Origin of the sequence: Rhizobium sp. TRM95796 (assembly GCF_025779995.1) — a bacterium.
In the GTDB taxonomy this organism is placed as follows: domain Bacteria; phylum Pseudomonadota; class Alphaproteobacteria; order Rhizobiales; family Rhizobiaceae; genus Rhizobium_E.
Map to the genome: position 1 here is coordinate 258,340 of NZ_JAOXHE010000005.1, position 16,485 is coordinate 274,824.

The following is a 16,485-nucleotide window of genomic DNA, read 5'->3' on the forward strand; positions in this document are numbered from 1 at the left end:
AAGGAAATCCCATGCTCATTCTCATCGCCGGCCCCTATCGCTCCGGAACCGATGACGATCCACAGAAAATGGCGGACAATCTGAAAACGCTCGAAGCGCCGTCCTATGCGCTGTTCAAGGCCGGCCATGTGCCTATGATCGGCGAATGGGTGGCGCTGCCGGTCTGGGCGGCGGCGGGCGGCGGGGTGGTGGGCGATGATCTCTACGAGGAGATTTTCCATCCGGTCGCCCACCGGCTGCTGGCGCTGTGCGAGGGCGTGCTGCGGCTGCCGGGCGCGTCCAAGGGGGCGGACAACGACGTGCGCATCGCCCGCGAGCGCGGCATTCCCGTCTGGTTCGATCTCAACGACGTTCCGGGCGTCGCCTGAGCGCCGAGTGGGGGAAAATCGCAGCGGCCAAGCGCCTATTTCCACGAAAACGCTTGCCCCTTCCGTCCAAATCTCTACGAAAACACCCGGCTCATTCGCCTGGATGTTTGCCGAGATATTTTGAAGGAGACCCCGATGATCAAGCGTTATCAGCCCGGCCCGCGCATGAGCGCCGCCGTCGCCCACAATGGCGTCCTCTATGTCGCCGGCCAGGTGGCCGACGATGAAAAGGGCTCGATCGAACAGCAGACCAAGGAAGTGCTGGCGGCCATCGACGCCATCCTCGCCGAAGCCGGCACGGAGAAGGCCAAGATCCTGTCGATCAACGTCTATCTCGCCTCGATCGGCGATTTTGCCGCCATGAACGGCGTCTACGACCAGTGGGTCGACAAGGCCAACCCGCCGGCCCGCGCCACGGTCGAAGCCCGTCTGGCGACCCCGAACTACAAGGTCGAGATGACGGCGATCGTCGCTCTCTGAGCCCGACATGCAAACGGCCGCGGGCATGGCGCCGCGCGGCCGTTATCTGAAAGCGGGCAGGGGGCGGACCGGCCGAGCGCTCTCAGCAATGGTGAGGGCTCACCCTTCGGCCTTGCGCCGCGCCATCATTTCGCGGAAGGCCGGTCGCTCGTGGCAGCGCGCCACCCAGGCGAGGATCGCGGGATAATTGGCCATGAAATCCGTCTCGCTGAGCGCGTAGCGGATGATCTCCACGACATTGAGATCGGCGACTGTGAAACGGCCGCCCGTCAGATAGTCGTTCTCGCCGAGATGATCGTTCAGCCGCGTCAGCGGACGTTTCAGCATCCGCCGCGCCACCGAGATAGTTTCCCGTCCGCCCTCGGTCGCTTCCAGCCCGTCGTCATAGGCGAATACGATTTTCACCGTATGCGGTTCGACTTCGGTCGCAGCCCAAAATGTCCACGCCAGAATCTCGCCCTCTTCGCGCAGCGTATCCGCGGCAATCGGGCCGCCATGCTTGCGGGCGAGATAGAGGGTGATGGCGAGGGATTCGTCGATCACCAGCCCGTCATCGGCGATCGCCGGGATATGGCCGTTGGGGTTGATCGCCAGGAATTCCGCCGCATGTGTATGGATGGGCGCGTCGGGCGCGACCGGTTGCGGCAAGCGCCGTGTCTGGATCACCGGCACGCTCTCGAAGTCGAGCCCGAGTTCGAGCGCGGTCCAGTAGACGCGCGATGCGCGGGATTGATAGACGCCGTAGATCGTCAGCATGCGGATTCCTTCGATTGATGCGCCATCGAACACGAGGAGCCGCCGCGCGTCCAATGAAAATCGTCGAAGTCCGCCATCAGCGCCGTTGATCGAAGGCGCTGATGGCGCAGTCTGCGGCTGCGCCGGAGGAGTGCTCAGGCCATGTCCAGAAAATCGACCTTGCCGCTTTCGATGTCATAGACCGCCGAGACGATCTTCACCTTGCCCTCGTTCGCCAGATGGGCGACGATATGGCTCTCCTCGGTGATGCGATGAGCGCCGCTGATGGCGTTGTTGGCCACGGTTTCCGCCACGAAATCAGGCGATTTGAACAATGTTTTGAGCGCCACCGGCAGGATCGGCTGCACCATCTTGCCGATCGATCCTTCGAGCTGGACTCCCTTCTGCACCACGTCGCAGGCCGCGGCGACCGCGCCGCATTTCTTGTGGCCCATCACCACGATCAACGGCGCGTGCAGATGTTCGGCGCCATATTCGATCGTGCCGAGCGCGGACGTGTCCAGCACGTTTCCGGCGTTGCGGATCACGAAGAGTTCGCCCAGCGTCACGCCGCCGAACACCAGTTCCGGCGTCACGCGGCTGTCCGAACAGGTGAGGATGATCGCCCAGGGGTGCTGGCCGGCCGCCAGCTCCTTGCGACGCCCGGCAAGATCGGCCGCGCAGGCGTTGGCGTCATTCATGAAGCGCGCATTGCCGTCCTTCAGCCGTTTCAGCGCCTCCTCCGGCGAAAGCGCTGTCGCAGCGTCCGCCTGATGCGCATCCGCTGGCTTTTCCTCATGCTGGACCGCGTGCTTGGTTTCCGAGGCAGAAGCCATCAGCGGCATGCCGGCGGCCGCCAGTCCGAGGCCGGCGAGTTTGATCATGGTGCGGCGGTTGAGCCGCTTCGGCAGACAATCCAGGCACATGCGTTTTTCCCCCGAAACCGATGGCGAGCGCCGTCGCAAGCCCCTGTGACGATCGCGAGACGATGATTGCGCATACTAGTTCTGATTGTTTAACGAAGGGCGAAACCGATCGCCCAAAATAAGTCTATTTGCCGAGAAGGGTTGGATCTTGCTGTGGCTCGATATCGGACGGTGTATCGGCGCCGGTCCAAGCGCAGTCGATCCGATAAATTCGACGATACGGTCGCAAGAGGCTGCAAAAGCAAGCGATGGACCGGGTCCACAGAGCGGGGCAGACGGCGACGACCGGCGCCACGATGAAAAATCTCCAATTTTCCGCAAGGGTTTCAGCATTTGGTAACCAAACTCGGTAACCATAACGCTCAGTAAATGCGTAACGCGTATTGGTGAGTTTGAAAAAATGGCATCTGTCCTGTCGCTCAGGGAAGCCCGTTCGGGCGTCCAGTCGAATTCCTGGCTCAATTCCATCATCAAGGGCGATTGCGTGGCCGCGCTCGAGGCGCTGCCGGATAAATCCGTCGACGTGATTTTCGCCGATCCGCCCTACAACCTCCAGCTCGGCGGCGCGCTGCATCGTCCCGACCAGAGCCTGGTCGACGCCTGCGACGACGAATGGGACCAGTTCGCCTCCTTCGAGGCTTACGACGCCTTCACCCGCGCATGGCTGCTGGCCTGCCGGCGCGTGCTCAAGCCGCATGGCACGATCTGGGTGATCGGCTCCTATCACAACATCTTCCGCGTCGGCGCGACGTTGCAGGACATGAATTTCTGGATCCTCAACGACATCGTCTGGCGCAAGACCAATCCGATGCCGAATTTCAAGGGCCGCCGGTTCCAGAACGCCCATGAAACGATGATCTGGGCCTCGCGCGACCAGAACGCCAAGAGCTACACCTTCAACTATGACGCCATGAAGGCCGCAAACGACGATGTGCAGATGCGCTCGGACTGGCTGTTCCCGATCTGCTCCGGCGGCGAACGCCTGAAGGGCGATGACGGCAAGAAGGTGCATCCGACCCAGAAGCCGGAAGCGCTGCTGGCGCGCGTGATCATGGCGTCCTCCAAGCCCGGCGACGTGATCCTCGATCCCTTCTTTGGCTCGGGCACCACAGGCGCAGTCGCCAAACGTCTCGGCCGCAACTTCGTCGGCATCGAGCGCGAGCAGGACTATATCGACGCCGCTTCGGCGCGCATCGCCGCCGTCCAGCCGCTCGGCTCGGCCGAACTGACGGTCATGACCGGCAAGAAGCAGGAGCCGCGCGTCGCCTTCAACACGCTGGTCGAAAGCGGCCTTATCAAGCCGGGCGCGGTGCTCACCGACGCCAAGCGTCGCCACGCGGCCATCGTCCGCGCCGACGGGACGCTCGCCTCGGGCGGCGAAGCAGGATCCATCCATCGTCTGGGCGCCAAGGTCCAGGGATTGGATGCGTGCAACGGATGGACGTTCTGGCATTTCGAGGAGGGCTCCACCCTGCGCCCGATCGATGATCTCCGGGCCGTCGTCCGCAAAGGAATGGGAGACGCGGCCGGCTGACCTCCAGCAGTCGACCGCGCCCCCATCTTCTCCCCTCAAAGTTGCTGGCGGACGCGCAAGCGCCCGCCTTCAGATTTATTGAAACAGAACAGAATTTTTCTTAATGTGTCCCCGTTATGATCACGAGCCATGTGGCTCTTGATCATCCGCCTCTGGCGGGAAAACCGGGGTCGTCGCCGTGCATAAGATCGCGTCCGCGCATGAGGCGGATTTCGCCAAGAACAGCCTGTTTTCCAGCCTGGCCAGCCATCCCAGGCTCATCGACGCTTTGCGGGCGCAAGCCGGCAAGCTGCTCGCCACGGCCGAGGCCTATCCGCGCGCGGCCTCGATCATGGCCACGCATCAGCGTTATCTGATGGCGCATCTCGCTCTGTCGATGTATGTGAAGTCGGGCCGCACCGGCATCCATGTCGCCGCTTTCCTCGATGCGGTCGAACACTATGGCATCGTCTCGCGCAACACCGCCGACGCCTTTCTAAAGGAGATGGAGCATTACCGCATCATCGAGCGCAAGGTGTCGCCCACCGACAAGCGCTTGAAGCCTGTCGTCGTGACCCAGGAGACGCTCGATCTCGCCTGCCACTGGCACGCCGTGCATCTGGAAACGCTGGACGCGCTCGACGGCGGCGAACGCGCCGCCCGCTTCCGCGCCAACCCTCGTCTGTTCGACGAAGTGCAGCCGTTGGTCTGCGAAACGCTCATGAAATCCATTTCGATCAGCCAGGCCGCGCCGACCTTCTCGCTGTTCGTCTGGATCGACGACGGCAGCGTCATTCTCGATCGCATCTTCTCGGAAATCGTCGCGCCGGATGCGAGCGATCCGCGCTGGCGCACCCGCGGCGATCACTCCATCGCCGGCCTCGCCAAGCTCGCCGGTCTCTCCGTCACCCATCTCAGCCGGAAATTCGCGCAGGCCATGCGCATGGACAGCATCGGCTGGACCGGTCGCCCGGGCCGCTCGCCGCTCTGGATCTCGCAGAATTTCTTCGATGAATATCTCACCTACCAGGTCGCCAAGCTGATGATGCTGGAAGCGGCGCTGAACCGCTCGATCCACAGCGCCGGCATCCTGCATCCCCTGAAATAGTCCTCGTCTATCAGAGAAGGCTGCTGGTATGGGTGTCGTGTAGCACGTCGTCGACATAGATGCGCCCATGCGCGATGCGGACGATGGCCGGCTCTCCATCTGCTTTGCGGCCGAAGGTGCGGAAGGTGAATTCCGGCTTTTCGTTCACGTCGGTGGTGATGTCTGCGAGGATTTCCGCCGCGATCGCTTCTCCGAGCATCAAGCTGCGGGCATTGTCCGTGCGCCAGTGAACGCCGCCCATGCTGCGCCCCATCGCGACATTCTCGGCCAGCTTGTTGAGCTCGCCCTCGATCGTCAGTTCGTCGAACACCGATTTGGCCAATGAGATGCGCCCCCAATCCCCGTTCTCCGCCTTGCCGGTGACATAGCCTTTGATGGGATCCGGCTTGCCATAAGGCCGGATGGTTTCGCCGCCGGGCTCCAGGCGCTCGAACAGAGTGTTGAAAGGCGTGGGCACGACGGTCTTGTCCGCTGTCTTGGAAAAAGTCTTGAAATACGCCTTCAGGATCGTCACGCAGGCGCCCGCCACCGTGGCGTGGCCGGCCCCATAGGCCGGATGGGTTGGGCTGCCCGGCGTGAACGCCATCGGAAGAAGCAGCGATTTGTACCTGTCCAGGATCATCTTTGCGGCGCAGGTCTCGGACAGGAAAGACGGCAGTCCGTAGTTTCGCTTGACGCCCCCCACGCCGACCGTCTGGACATGCGCCAATCCGCCATAGGCCTCCGGCCGAAGCCGCAGATGCACCTGCCATTTCTGGTTCCAGACGATCTTGAGGGCGCGCGTCGCCACCTCCGAGACCAGAGCGAGAATATGCGGTCCACCCAGCACGCCGAAACCGGCTTCGCGACCTTTCAACGGACCGACGTCGGAATAGGGGTTGCCGTCCGTCCACTTCGCCTTGCCGGACAGCAGGATCAGGGTGGCGTTGAAATAGGCCTGATGCAGCGCGTCCTTGTTCACGAATCTCGCCAGATCCCGCATCGTGCTGATATAGCGGGCGCCGGTGGGATCGTAGAAACTGTCGTCGTGTTCGTTGGCGGCGGGATAGGCTTGGTCGTGCCGATCCTTGCCGCTGTTCTGCGCGCACAGCCAGTCGTCGAAATCGGTCAGAAAATCGCAATTGCCCGCATAGGGCCGCTGTTTCTGGTCGATCGTCTGCGTGCCGAACGCCGCCGGACGAACGAAGAACTGGCTGACCAACGGACCGGTGTGATCGCCCGGCAGTCCCAGTCGAAAGAGTGTTGCGGATGTGAAGGGGATGAAAGTCGACCCGTGTCCCGGAAGATCCACGCCGGGTGTCAATCGTCCGGCTTCTTTGTCATGGGATAAGGCGTCTTCAAAGACCTGATTTAGCTCCTCGGCGGCTTCGGCCACTTCTCCATGCGCGTCCAACTCATTGAGTGGAATGTCGCGTAGCAACGCCATCCAATAAAGTTCGACCATTTCCGCGGCTGTCGAGAGCGAATTGACCGAGGGGGCCGGCGGCATCGAATAGCCGGCGGGATGGTGTGTCAGTCGGTCCGCTGCAAGTCCGGCCTGTGGATTGGTGAATGCGGCGCTGCCTTTGCCGGGCTGACGCTCCGGGCCGGAAGGGACGTCTTGGAAGCCATGCCCGTCGCCGCGGGTGGCGGCCACGAATTTCAGAAATTGCGCGGTGTCGACCTCGCCATACTCATTGTGTTTCAAGCTCTTGGTAAAGCTTCCGACGCCCACTGCGAATGTGTGCGCCGCAACTTCCCATGTCTTGTCGGTGTCGCCGTTGGTCATGCGCATGTAATCTCTCCCACGCTTTGCGGAAAGCCAGCGATATTGACGCGTTTAATTGTAGCAATGCAGGTCTTGAAATGCTGAATCAGTCGTCGTGAACTTAGTTTCGACGGCTCTATACATCCTGATATCGGCAATATAGGAACATAAATCAAAAGTTGTCAATTGTAAAAATATTCGCGGAATATCCGGGGGTTGCATCGCGCGCGCCGCCTTGCGTTCACCCCTTGAATCTATAACCGATCCCCGGCTCGGTGATGATGAAGCGCGGCGCGAGCGGGTCGTCTTGCAGTTTCTCGCGCAGATGCTGGGTGTGGATGCGAAGGCCCTGATTGTTGTCGGCGGCGCGCTTGCCCCAGATTTCCTTCATCAATTGCCCATGGGTCAGCACCTTTCCGGCGTGGCGCGCCAGCGTGATCAGCAACTTGTATTCGATTGGCGTCAGCCGCACCTCGTCATCGCCCAGGCTGACGCGACGGGCGGCGAGATCGATCTCCAGTTCCTCGAAACGCAAGGTCGGCTCGGCCGCACCCTCGGTCGCATGCGCATGTCTGAGCGCCACCCGGATGCGGGCGATGAGTTCACCGGAGGAGAAGGGCTTGGTGAGATAGTCGTCGGCGCCGTTTTCCAGCGCCGCGATCTTCTCCGCCTCCTGGTCGCGGGCCGAGAGCACGATGATCGGCGTCTTGGACCATTCGCGCACACTGAGGATCCAGTCCTGTCCGTCCATGTCGGGCAGGCCGAGATCGAGGAGCACGAGATCGGGGCGCCGGCCGATCAGCGCCTGTTGCCCCGCTTTGCCGGTTTCCGCCTCGATCGCCTCGAAATCGGCGAGTCTCAGCGCCGCCGACACCAGCCGGCGGATCTCGCGTTCGTCCTCGACGATCAGCACGGAAGCGCCCATCACGCCGCCGCCTGTTCGAGCGCGGGCAGGGTGAAATAAAAGCGCGCGCCGCCGCCGGGATTGTTGCCCGCGTCGATGCGGCCGCCATGCGCCTCCACTACGCCGCGGCAAATGGCGAGGCCGAGGCCGGAAGCGCCGACCGATTTGCGATCGGAGCCGATATGGCTGCCGGTGCGGAAGCGTTCGAACACCATGTCTTCGTCTCCAGGGCCTAAGCCCGGCCCATTGTCGGAAATCGAGATCTGGACGAAGGCGCCGCGCGTGGCAAGTTCGACGGCGATCTCACCATCATCTTCGGTATGTTCGATGGCGTTTTCGACGAGATTGGCGACGACCTGTTCGATCAGCGCCCCGTCGATCTCCACCAGCGGAATGTCGCCTGAAATCGCCGTGCGGATCGTTCGTCCGCCCTTGCGCTCGGACATGCGCGTGAGCGCCGCCCCGACGATCTCCTGGATCGTATAGACCTGCCGGTTGAGCTTGAGATCGCCGGACGATATCGCCGAGATCTTCAAAAGATTGCCGGTGAATTTCTGCAGATAGGCGATCTGGCGCGACAGGCTCGCCACTTCCTCCATCGCCTCGCGCGGCAGTCTGCGCCGCATGCGCGCCAGCGCCCCGATCGTGCCCCCGAGCACGGTGAGCGGCGTTCTCAGATCATGCGACAGCGAGGACAGCAGCACATTGCGCAGCGTTTCGGCCTCGCGCGCGGCTTCGGCATGGGCCGCTTCTTCGGTCTTCTCCGCCCGCGCCACCGCGCCCGCCATCAGTGCGGCCAATGTCTCAAACTCCAGCGACGCCTCTCCCGAGGGCGAACCAGGCTCCATCCGTTCCAGCGCCAACCATCCCACTGTCTCGCCGGCGGCCTCCAGCCTGGCGATCCAGATCTCTTCCTCAACGGCGAGATTGGCGCCGGCGTTCATGCGGATAGCCTCGGCGACGCGTGTTCGGTCACGCTCCGGCCCCTGCCAGAAGCGGGTCTCCGATGCGTCGGCGAGATGCAGGCTGACATTCCCTTCATAGTCCCGCGCCAGACGCGCCACGGCCGCGGCGTGAATTTCCGCCGGGCTGGTGGCGCGCGACAGATCGCGGGCGAAATCGAGCAGCCGCCGCGTGCGCGCCTGTTCGCGGCCGGCATGCGACATGCGCCGCGACAGTCCGGAGGTCATGGCCGCCACGATCAGCGAGGTCGCGAACATGATCGCGAAAGTGAAATAGGCGTCCGCGCTCAGCGTCTCGAACGTGTAATAGGGCTCGACGAAGACGAGGTTGAACGCCGCCACCGACAGCACCGAGGCGAGAACCGACGGTCCGAGGCCGTAACGGAGCGCGGTCGCCACCACCGCCGTCATGTAAACCAGCGTCAGCGTGTCGGAATCGGTCAGCGAGCGGAAGGGCAGGGCGATCAGCGTCGCCGCCGCCGCCATCGCCGCCGCCCAGACATAGGCCCGCCCCGACGTCTCGGGGCGGCTGGTGTTCGCAGCGATGATGCGACGGGTGTTTTCGGTCATGACTCACACGCTGACATGCGATCCCAGTTCGATAACCCGGTTCGCCGGCAGACGGAAGTAGTCCGACGGATCGGTGCCCATGCTGGCGAGGCCGATGAACAGCCTGTCCTGCCAGGCCGGCATGCCGGAATTGGGATCGGACACCAGCTTGCGGCGGCCGACGAAGAAGGTGGTCGACATGATGTCGAATTTCAGCCCTTCCTTGCGCATCTGGGCCAGCGCCTGCGACACATTCGGCGTGTCCATGAAGCCGAAGGTCAGCGTCAACAGCGAGAAGCGTTCGGAGATCCGCTCCATCTTGCCGCGTTCGGCGGGCGGCACGGTCGGTGCCGCGTCCGTGCGGATGGTCAGAATGATGTTCTGCTGATGCAGCACACGGTTATGCTTGATATTGTGCAGCAGCGCCGACGGCGTCGCATCCGGCTCGGACGTCAGGAAGATGCCGCAGCCGGGAATGGGATGTGGCCCATGCGCGCTTTCCTTCTCGATCGATTTCACGAAAGCCCGGAGCGCGACATGGCTGCGGCGGGATTTGTCCGAGACGATCGCCGCGCCGCGCCGCCAGGTCCACATCACCAGCACAACCAGCGCCGCAATGCCGATCGGCACATAGCCGCCATCATGGATCTTGATGAGATTGGCGCCGAGAAACACCAGTTCCAGCACCGCCAGCGGCAGGATGAGCGACCGCGCCGCTCCGAGCGACCATTTCCATTCGATGCGCAGGAAATCGAAGAACATGATGGTGGTCACCACCATCGCTCCGGTCACCGAAATGCCATAGGCGGTGGCGAGCGATTCCGACGTCTGGAAGATCAGCACCAGCATCATCACCCCGAACAAAAGGAAGGTGTTGACCATAGGCAGATAGATCTGGCCGGTGTCGGTATGCGAGGTGTGGTGTATGTCCATGCGCGGCAGGAAGCCGAGATGGATCGCCTGGCTGACCAGCGAGAAGGCGCCGGTGATGACCGCCTGGCTGGCGATGATGGTGGCGGCGGTGGCGAGCAGGATCACCGGGATCAGCGACCATTCCGGAAACATCAGATAGAACGGATCCTCGATGGCGCGCGCATCATTCAGCACGAAGGCGCCCTGTCCGAGATAATTCAGCGTCAGCGCCGGATAGACCACGGCGAGCCAGGCGAGTTGGATCGGCTTGCGGCCGAAATGGCCGAGGTCGGCGTAAAGCGCCTCGGCGCCGGTCACCGTCAGGAACACCGCGCCGAGCACGATCAGCGCCGAAAAGCCGCCATGGACGAGAAATGTCACGGCGTTCAGCGGATTGAGCGCTGCGAAAATGCGCGGATCGTCGGCGATATGGCTGACGCCGGCGACAGCCAGCGTGACGAACCACACGAGCGTGATCGGCCCGAAAGCCTTGGATACCGCGCCTGTGCCGCGCGACTGCACAGCAAACAGCGCGATCAGGATCACCACGCTGACCGGCAGTACGAAGCGGGTGAGACCGGGCGCGACGAATTTCATCCCCTCGACCGCCGACATCACCGACAGCGCCGGCGTGATCATGGCGTCACCGATGAACAGCGCCGCGCCGATCAGCCCGAGCAGGATCAGCACATGGCCATGCCGTCCTTCCAGCTTTCGCGACAGCGAGGCCAGCAACGACAGCGTTCCGCCTTCGCCCTTATTGTCGGCTCGCAGCAGGAAGACCACATATTTGACGGTGACGACGATGGTCAGCGTCCACAGCATCAGCGAGATGATGCCGATCACCTCGTCGGGCGTGACGTTGTCTTGCGCCACGGGGCGCAGCGCCTCGCGAAACGCATAGAGGGGCGATGTGCCGATATCGCCGTAGACGACGCCGATCGAGCCGAGCGAGAGGGCGAGAAGCCGGCCCATCGAGGTTTTCGAGCCGGTTTGGGACTGGGGAGCATGCATGCTGCGGGCGCCTTTACTGGTAAGAGCCGCGCATGGCGGCGTCCAGTCTATAGGCGAGGGCGCATAAGGACGGCGTAAAATCCACATAAAGGCGCGTATAGTTTTCGTATAGGCGAGGCCGATGAGCGCTTCGCTCAAAACCGCTGCGCCGGCCGCCGAGATCGATTAGGATGGCGCATGCAGAAGACGGAATCACCGCGCTATTACGAATTCTTCGCCGGCGGCGGCATGGTCCGCGCCGGGCTGGGCGAAAACTGGTCCTGCCTGCTCGCCAATGATCTCGACGCCGGCAAGGCCCGCGCCTATCGCGCCAATTGGGGCGGCGACTGGTTGAAGCTTCAGGACATCAACCGTCTTCAGGCAAGCGACCTCCCCGGACGCGCCGATCTGGCGTGGGCCTCCTTTCCCTGTCAGGATCTGTCGCTCGCCGGCGTCGGCGCGGGTCTCGGCGGCGCGCGCTCGGGAACCTTCTGGACCTTCTGGCGGCTGATGCAGGCGCTCGACGCCGAAGGCCGCGCCCCCGGGATCATCGCGCTCGAAAATGTCTGCGGCGCGCTCACCTCGCATGGCGGCCGCGATTTCGCCGCCATCGGCCAGGCGCTCGTCTCCGGCGGCTATCGCTTCGGCGCCATGGTCATCGATGCGGCGCGCTTCCTGCCGCAGTCGCGGCCGCGCCTGTTCATCGTCGCAGTCAAGCAAGGACTGGATCTTCCTACCGATTGCATCGCCGCCGGTCCCTCCGCGGACTGGCATCCGCCGGCGCTGGTCGCCGCCCATGCCCGCCTTTCGGATGAGGCCGCCGATCATTGGCTGTGGTGGCGGCTGCCTGCGCCCGCCCGCCGCAATATCGCGTTGTTCGACATCATCGAGACCGATCCCGCCGGCGCCCGCTGGCTGTCGGAAGACCGGCTCGAGACGCTGCTGTCGATGATGGACGCCAACAACCGCACTAAACTCGACGCCGCCAGAGCAGATGGCCAGCGCCGCGTCGGCGCGCTCTACAAACGCACCCGGCCCGATGGCGAGGGCGGCAAGATCCAGCGGGCCGAAATCCGCTTCGACGGCCTCGCCGGCTGCCTGCGCACCCCCGCCGGCGGCTCCAGCCGGCAATCGATCCTGATCGTCGAGGGCGAAACACTCGCCGCCCGCCTGCTGACCGCCCGTGAGACGGCGCGGCTGATGGGGCTGCCCGACAGCTATATCCTGCCCGGCTCCTATACCGACGCCTATCACCTGACCGGCGACGGGGTCGCCGTTCCTGTCATCCGCCATCTCGCCCGGCATCTGTTCGAGCCGCTGCTTGCCTCGATTGGGTCCAGCAGGCGGGCGGCGTGAGCGAGACGCCCGAACAGCGCAGCGCGGTGATGCGGCGGGTCAAATCCAAGCACACCGCTCCCGAACTCAAGCTGCGCAAGCTCCTGACCGGGCTCGGCTACCGCTACCGTCTCCATCGCGCCGACCTGCCCGGAAAACCCGACCTCGTCTTTCCCGGCCGTCGCAAGCTGATCTTCGTCCATGGCTGCTTCTGGCACGGCCATGACTGCGCCCGCGGCGCCCGCGCGCCGAAGACCAATGCCGAATACTGGTCCCAGAAGATCGCCCGCAACCGCGCCCGCGACGCCGCCCATCAAACCGCGCTCGCCGAGACCGGCTGGCGGGTGCTGACGGTATGGGAATGCGAGATGAAGGATGACGCGGCGCTGAAGGAAAGGCTTGAGGACTTTCTAGGGTAGCGCGGCTTCAAACCGGTCCCTATGGTAAATGCTCACGCCACATCCACCAACCGCTCCGCCGTCTGCAGGTCGACGCTGACCAACTGGCTGACCCCCTGTTCGGCCATGGTGACGCCGTAGAGGCGGTTCATGCGGGCCATGGTGATGGGATTGTGGGTGATGACCAGAAAGCGGGTTTGCGTCGTCTTGGTCATCTCGTCGAGCAGGTTGCAGTAGCGCTCGACATTGTGGTCGTCGAGCGGCGCGTCGACTTCGTCGAGCACGCAGATCGGCGCGGGATTGGTGAGAAACACGGCGAAGATCAGCGCCATCGCCGTCAACGCCTGTTCGCCGCCCGACAAAAGCGTCATGGTCTGCGGCTTCTTGCCGGGAGGACGGGCGAGGATTTCGAGGCCGGCTTCGAGCGGATCCTCGCTTTCGATCAGTTGCAATTCCGCTTCGCCGCCATTGAAGAGATGGGTGAACAGCCGCTTGAACTGCTGATTGACGGCGTCGAAAGCCACCATCAGCCGGTCGCGACCCTCGCGGTTGAGATTCTGGATCGCTGAGCGCAATTTGCGGATCGCATCGATGACGTCGTCGCGCTCACGGATCAGGTTGGTGAGCTTTTCGGTGAGTTCGGCCTGTTCCTCCTCGGCGCGCAGATTGACGGCGCCCAGCCGCTCGCGCTCCATCTTCAGCCGCTCGACTTCGATTTCGATGCCGCGGATCTCGGGAAGCTTGTCGTCGACCGCAAGCCCCGTTAGCCTGAACACCTCGTGCGGGGCGACATTCAGCGTTTCGCGAATGCGCAGTTCCTGCGCGATCCGCATTTCACGGGCCGACAGCAGCCGCTCTTCGGCGCGGCCGCGCTTCTCACGCGCCTCGGCAAGGGCCGCGAGCGCCTGGCTTGCGGCGCGGTCGGCCTCGCGCTCGCGGTTTTCCTGCGTCTGCAATTGATCGGCGGCGGCCTTGCGCGCGGCTTCCGCCTTTTGCAATTCGCTGAGCAGCGCGCGCCTGCGGTCCTCGAATTCCTCCGGCGCCTGCAAGAGATCCTCGAGCTCGATCCGCGCTTCCTCCTCGCGGGTCTCCAGTGTCTCGATCTGCGCGGCGGCGCTCTGTTCGCGGTCGCGCCACAGGCGACGTTCGCTGGATATGGCGGTGAGCCGCCGGGCGCGGGCTTCGTTGTCGCGGGCTTCGCCGTCATGGGCGGCGCGGGCTTCCGCCAGCCGGGCGCGATGTTCGGCGACGAGGGCGGTCTGTTCGCGAAGCGCGAGATCAAGCGCGGAAAGATCAGGCGTTTCGGCCAGCGTCAGCCGCGCCTCTTCCTCCTGGACGGCAAGGTCGTCGATTTGGGTCTCGTAGCCGGCGATCTGTTCGGCGCCGAGATCGCGGAGGCGGGCGAGATCGGCGCTGGCTTTCTCGGCCGCGACAAGCGCCTCGCGGGCTTCCGTCAGCTTGCGCGCGAGGAGACGGGCCATGTCGCGGGCCTGTTGCAGGCGGGTCTCGGCTGTCTGCAACGCCTCGCGCGCCGCTTCATGCGCCGTCTCGTAATCTTCCAGCCGGAAGCGAGCTTCCTCGATCTCGTTCTCAAGGCTGGCCAGCCGGTTCTTCTGGGTCAGGCGCAACGCCGCCGCGCTCGGCGCGCCGGCGTCCGTGACATGCCCGTCCCAGCGCCAGAGCGCGCCGGAACGCGACACCAGCCGCTGGCCGGCGGCGAGCGACGTCATCAATCTCGGGCCGTCGTCTTCGGAGACGACGCCGATTTGGGCGAGACGGCGGGCCAGTTCAGCAGGCGCTTTCACGTGCCGCGACAGGGGCTCGACGCCGGAGGGAAGCGCGGGGTCGCCGGCGCCGGGATTGAGCCGCCAATATTTGGCGGCCGCCGCGTCGAGCGGGGAATCGAGATCGTCGCCCAGGGCGGCGCCCAGCGCGGTCTCCCAGCCGGCATCGGCTTCGATGAGTTCGGAGACGGGCGTCGCCGCGCTCTCGCCGCCGGCGGCTAACATTTTGCGGATGGTGCGCGCCTCGGTCTCCAGCATCTGCAGCGCCGAGCGCGCCTCTTCCATCGGGCGACGGCTCGCGCCTTCCTGCAGGCGGGCGTCGGCAAGCCGCTTTTCCGCCGTCAACGCCGCCTGTTCGCCATCCTCATGGGCGATCTCGGCGGCTTCCAGCGCCTCGCGCTTTTCATCGGGGTCCGGAAGGGCGGCAAGCTTGGCCTCGATGGTTTCGAGGTCGCGCCGGGCGTCCGTCACTTGTCGCTCCAGCCTGAGCCGGCGCTGGGCGATGTCGGCGAGAAAGCGTTCGGTCTGCTGGCGGCCGGCGGCGGCTTCGGCGCGCTCTGCCGTTAGTTCCTGCATGCGACGCTCAGCGTCGGCGACGTTGTCGGTCGCCTCGGCCAGTTGCTCCTTGAGTTCCTGAGCGCGGATCGCGGCATCCTCGGCATGCGCCCGCAACTCCTCTTCCTCCTCGTCGAGCCGGGTGAGGATTTCGCTGTTGCCGGCGATCATCTGCTTTTCGCGGGCGATGTCGGCGGAGAGCTGGGCGATGCGGCGTTCGAGTTCCTGCCGGCGCTGGTCGAGCCGGCGGAAATCCTCGTCCAGCTGGCTGCGGGCGATGGTGAGGCGCTGAAGCGCAGCCGCCGCCTGCGCCTCGGCCTCGCGCAGTTCCGGCAGGCGCAGCCCCTCGATCGCCTGGGTCTTGGCCGCTTCCATCTGCGCCTGCGCACGCTCGGCGACGAGGTTGGTGGTCTGGTTGAGCTGGCTGTCGGCCTCGGCCTCCGCCGTCTTGGCCTCGGCCCAGCGGATATGCAGGAGCTTCGCTTCCTCGGCGCGGATCGAGGCCGAAAGCTGCTTGAAGCGATTGGCCTGCCGCGCCTGGCGCTTCAAGCTTTCGATCTGGCTGGTCAGCTGGGCGGTCACATCCTCCAGCCGCTCGAGATTGGTCTCGGCGGCCTTGAGCCGGAGTTCGGCCTCGTGGCGGCGCGAATGCAGGCCGGAAATGCCGGCCGCCTCTTCGAGCAATTGCCGCCGCGCCTGGGGTTTCGCCTGGATGAGTTCGCCGATGCGGCCCTGGCCGACCATGGCCGGCGAGCGCGCGCCGGTCGAGGCGTCGGCGAACAAGAGTTGGACATCGCGGGCGCGGGCTTCCTTGCCGTTGATGCGGTAGACCGAGCCCTGTTCGCGTTCGATGCGGCGGCTGACCTGCAATTCGTCGGCGTCGTTGAAGGCGGCCGGCGCGGTGCGATCGGAATTGTCGATGAACAGGCCGACTTCGGCGGAGTTGCGCGCCGGGCGCTGGCCGGATCCCGAAAAGATCACATCGTCCATGCCCGAGGCGCGCATATTCTTGTAGGAATTCTCGCCCATCACCCAGCGGAGCGACTCCACCAGATTGGACTTGCCGCAGCCGTTGGGACCGACGACGCCCGTCAGCCCCGGCTCGATCAGAAATTCCGAGGGCTCGACGAAGGATTTGAAGCCGGTGATGCGCAGCTTGGTGAATTTCATCGCGCAGGCCCCCGCGCCGACAGGACGATAAACGCCGAAACGGGCG

General features: G+C 64.3%; 13 protein-coding genes. 6 read left to right on the forward strand and 7 right to left on the reverse strand.

The features are described from left to right. Positions 1-11 precede the first annotated feature (11 nt). Both OCK01_RS12630 and OCK01_RS12635 read left to right on the forward strand, forming a co-directional pair. Complete coding sequence (locus OCK01_RS12630; protein ID WP_263824211.1) at positions 12-368, forward strand: DUF4406 domain-containing protein; 357 nt, start codon at positions 12-14, stop codon at positions 366-368. 135 nt (positions 369-503) lie between these two features. Continuing rightward, the gene (locus OCK01_RS12635) at positions 504-848 is read left to right on the forward strand and encodes a RidA family protein (protein WP_182827119.1); all 345 of its coding nucleotides are present in this window, start codon (positions 504-506) and stop codon (positions 846-848) included. Positions 849-947: 99 nt separating this feature from the next. Here the strand turns inward: OCK01_RS12635 and OCK01_RS12640 are convergent, their stop codons facing one another. Together OCK01_RS12640 and OCK01_RS12645 are read right to left on the reverse strand one after the other, a co-directional pair. Next, entirely contained in the window at positions 948-1,604 is a 657-nt protein-coding gene (locus OCK01_RS12640) for a glutathione S-transferase family protein (RefSeq protein ID WP_263824212.1), read from the reverse strand. 134 nt (positions 1,605-1,738) lie between these two features. Then, on the reverse strand, positions 1,739-2,509 hold the full coding sequence (locus OCK01_RS12645) for a carbonic anhydrase (RefSeq protein ID WP_263824213.1): 771 nt from the start codon (positions 2,507-2,509) through the stop codon (positions 1,739-1,741). Positions 2,510-2,909: 400 nt separating this feature from the next. On the opposite strand from OCK01_RS12645, the gene OCK01_RS12650 reads away from it, so the two are divergent. After that, entirely contained in the window at positions 2,910-4,043 is a 1,134-nt protein-coding gene (locus tag OCK01_RS12650; RefSeq protein WP_263824214.1) for a site-specific DNA-methyltransferase, read from the forward strand. 178 nt (positions 4,044-4,221) lie between these two features. Further along, on the forward strand, positions 4,222-5,130 hold the full coding sequence (locus OCK01_RS12655; protein WP_263824215.1) for a hypothetical protein: 909 nt from the start codon (positions 4,222-4,224) through the stop codon (positions 5,128-5,130). 10 nt (positions 5,131-5,140) lie between these two features. Here OCK01_RS12655 and OCK01_RS12660 read toward each other — a convergent pair whose 3' ends face one another. The 4 genes from OCK01_RS12660 to OCK01_RS12675 form a co-directional block, all read right to left on the reverse strand. Then, complete coding sequence (locus OCK01_RS12660; RefSeq protein WP_263824216.1) at positions 5,141-6,904, reverse strand: vanadium-dependent haloperoxidase; 1,764 nt, start codon at positions 6,902-6,904, stop codon at positions 5,141-5,143. Positions 6,905-7,118: 214 nt separating this feature from the next. Next, positions 7,119-7,802: a response regulator gene (locus tag OCK01_RS12665; protein WP_318530241.1), complete on the reverse strand. Its 684-nt coding sequence runs from the start codon at positions 7,800-7,802 to the stop codon at positions 7,119-7,121. Further along, the gene (locus tag OCK01_RS12670; RefSeq protein ID WP_263824218.1) at positions 7,802-9,313 is read right to left on the reverse strand and encodes an ATP-binding protein; all 1,512 of its coding nucleotides are present in this window, start codon (positions 9,311-9,313) and stop codon (positions 7,802-7,804) included. Before OCK01_RS12670 ends, OCK01_RS12665 begins: the two co-directional genes overlap by 1 nt. A gap of 3 nt (positions 9,314-9,316) precedes the next feature. Beyond that, positions 9,317-11,218: a potassium transporter Kup gene (locus OCK01_RS12675; RefSeq protein ID WP_263824219.1), complete on the reverse strand. Its 1,902-nt coding sequence runs from the start codon at positions 11,216-11,218 to the stop codon at positions 9,317-9,319. A gap of 177 nt (positions 11,219-11,395) precedes the next feature. On the opposite strand from OCK01_RS12675, the gene OCK01_RS12680 reads away from it, so the two are divergent. Beyond that, the gene (locus OCK01_RS12680) at positions 11,396-12,553 is read left to right on the forward strand and encodes a DNA cytosine methyltransferase (RefSeq protein ID WP_263824220.1); all 1,158 of its coding nucleotides are present in this window, start codon (positions 11,396-11,398) and stop codon (positions 12,551-12,553) included. Beyond that, positions 12,550-12,951: a very short patch repair endonuclease gene (locus OCK01_RS12685; protein WP_263824221.1), complete on the forward strand. Its 402-nt coding sequence runs from the start codon at positions 12,550-12,552 to the stop codon at positions 12,949-12,951. The genes OCK01_RS12680 and OCK01_RS12685 overlap by 4 nt, the downstream gene beginning before the upstream one ends. A 32-nt stretch (positions 12,952-12,983) precedes the next feature. On the opposite strand, the gene OCK01_RS12690 is transcribed toward OCK01_RS12685, so the two are convergent. Next, on the reverse strand, positions 12,984-16,439 hold the full coding sequence (locus OCK01_RS12690) for a chromosome segregation SMC family protein (protein WP_263824222.1): 3,456 nt from the start codon (positions 16,437-16,439) through the stop codon (positions 12,984-12,986). Between the last annotated feature and the right edge of the window lie 46 nt (positions 16,440-16,485).

Bases quoted from the DNA above. Each gene is read 5' to 3' on its own strand.
- OCK01_RS12670 (WP_263824218.1), bottom strand. From the start codon at position 9,313: ATGACCGAAAACACCCGTCGCATCATCGCTGCGAACACCAGCCGCCCC.
- OCK01_RS12645 (WP_263824213.1), bottom strand. From the start codon at position 2,509: ATGTGCCTGGATTGTCTGCCGAAGCGGCTCAACCGCCGCACCATGATC.
- OCK01_RS12660 (WP_263824216.1), bottom strand. From the start codon at position 6,904: ATGCGCATGACCAACGGCGACACCGACAAGACATGGGAAGTTGCGGCG.
- OCK01_RS12675 (WP_263824219.1), bottom strand. From the start codon at position 11,218: ATGCATGCTCCCCAGTCCCAAACCGGCTCGAAAACCTCGATGGGCCGG.
- OCK01_RS12680 (WP_263824220.1), top strand. From the start codon at position 11,396: ATGCAGAAGACGGAATCACCGCGCTATTACGAATTCTTCGCCGGCGGC.
- OCK01_RS12635 (WP_182827119.1), top strand. From the start codon at position 504: ATGATCAAGCGTTATCAGCCCGGCCCGCGCATGAGCGCCGCCGTCGCC.
- OCK01_RS12630 (WP_263824211.1), top strand. From the start codon at position 12: ATGCTCATTCTCATCGCCGGCCCCTATCGCTCCGGAACCGATGACGAT.
- OCK01_RS12640 (WP_263824212.1), bottom strand. From the start codon at position 1,604: ATGCTGACGATCTACGGCGTCTATCAATCCCGCGCATCGCGCGTCTAC.
- OCK01_RS12650 (WP_263824214.1), top strand. From the start codon at position 2,910: ATGGCATCTGTCCTGTCGCTCAGGGAAGCCCGTTCGGGCGTCCAGTCG.
- OCK01_RS12690 (WP_263824222.1), bottom strand. From the start codon at position 16,439: ATGAAATTCACCAAGCTGCGCATCACCGGCTTCAAATCCTTCGTCGAG.
- OCK01_RS12665 (WP_318530241.1), bottom strand. From the start codon at position 7,802: ATGGGCGCTTCCGTGCTGATCGTCGAGGACGAACGCGAGATCCGCCGG.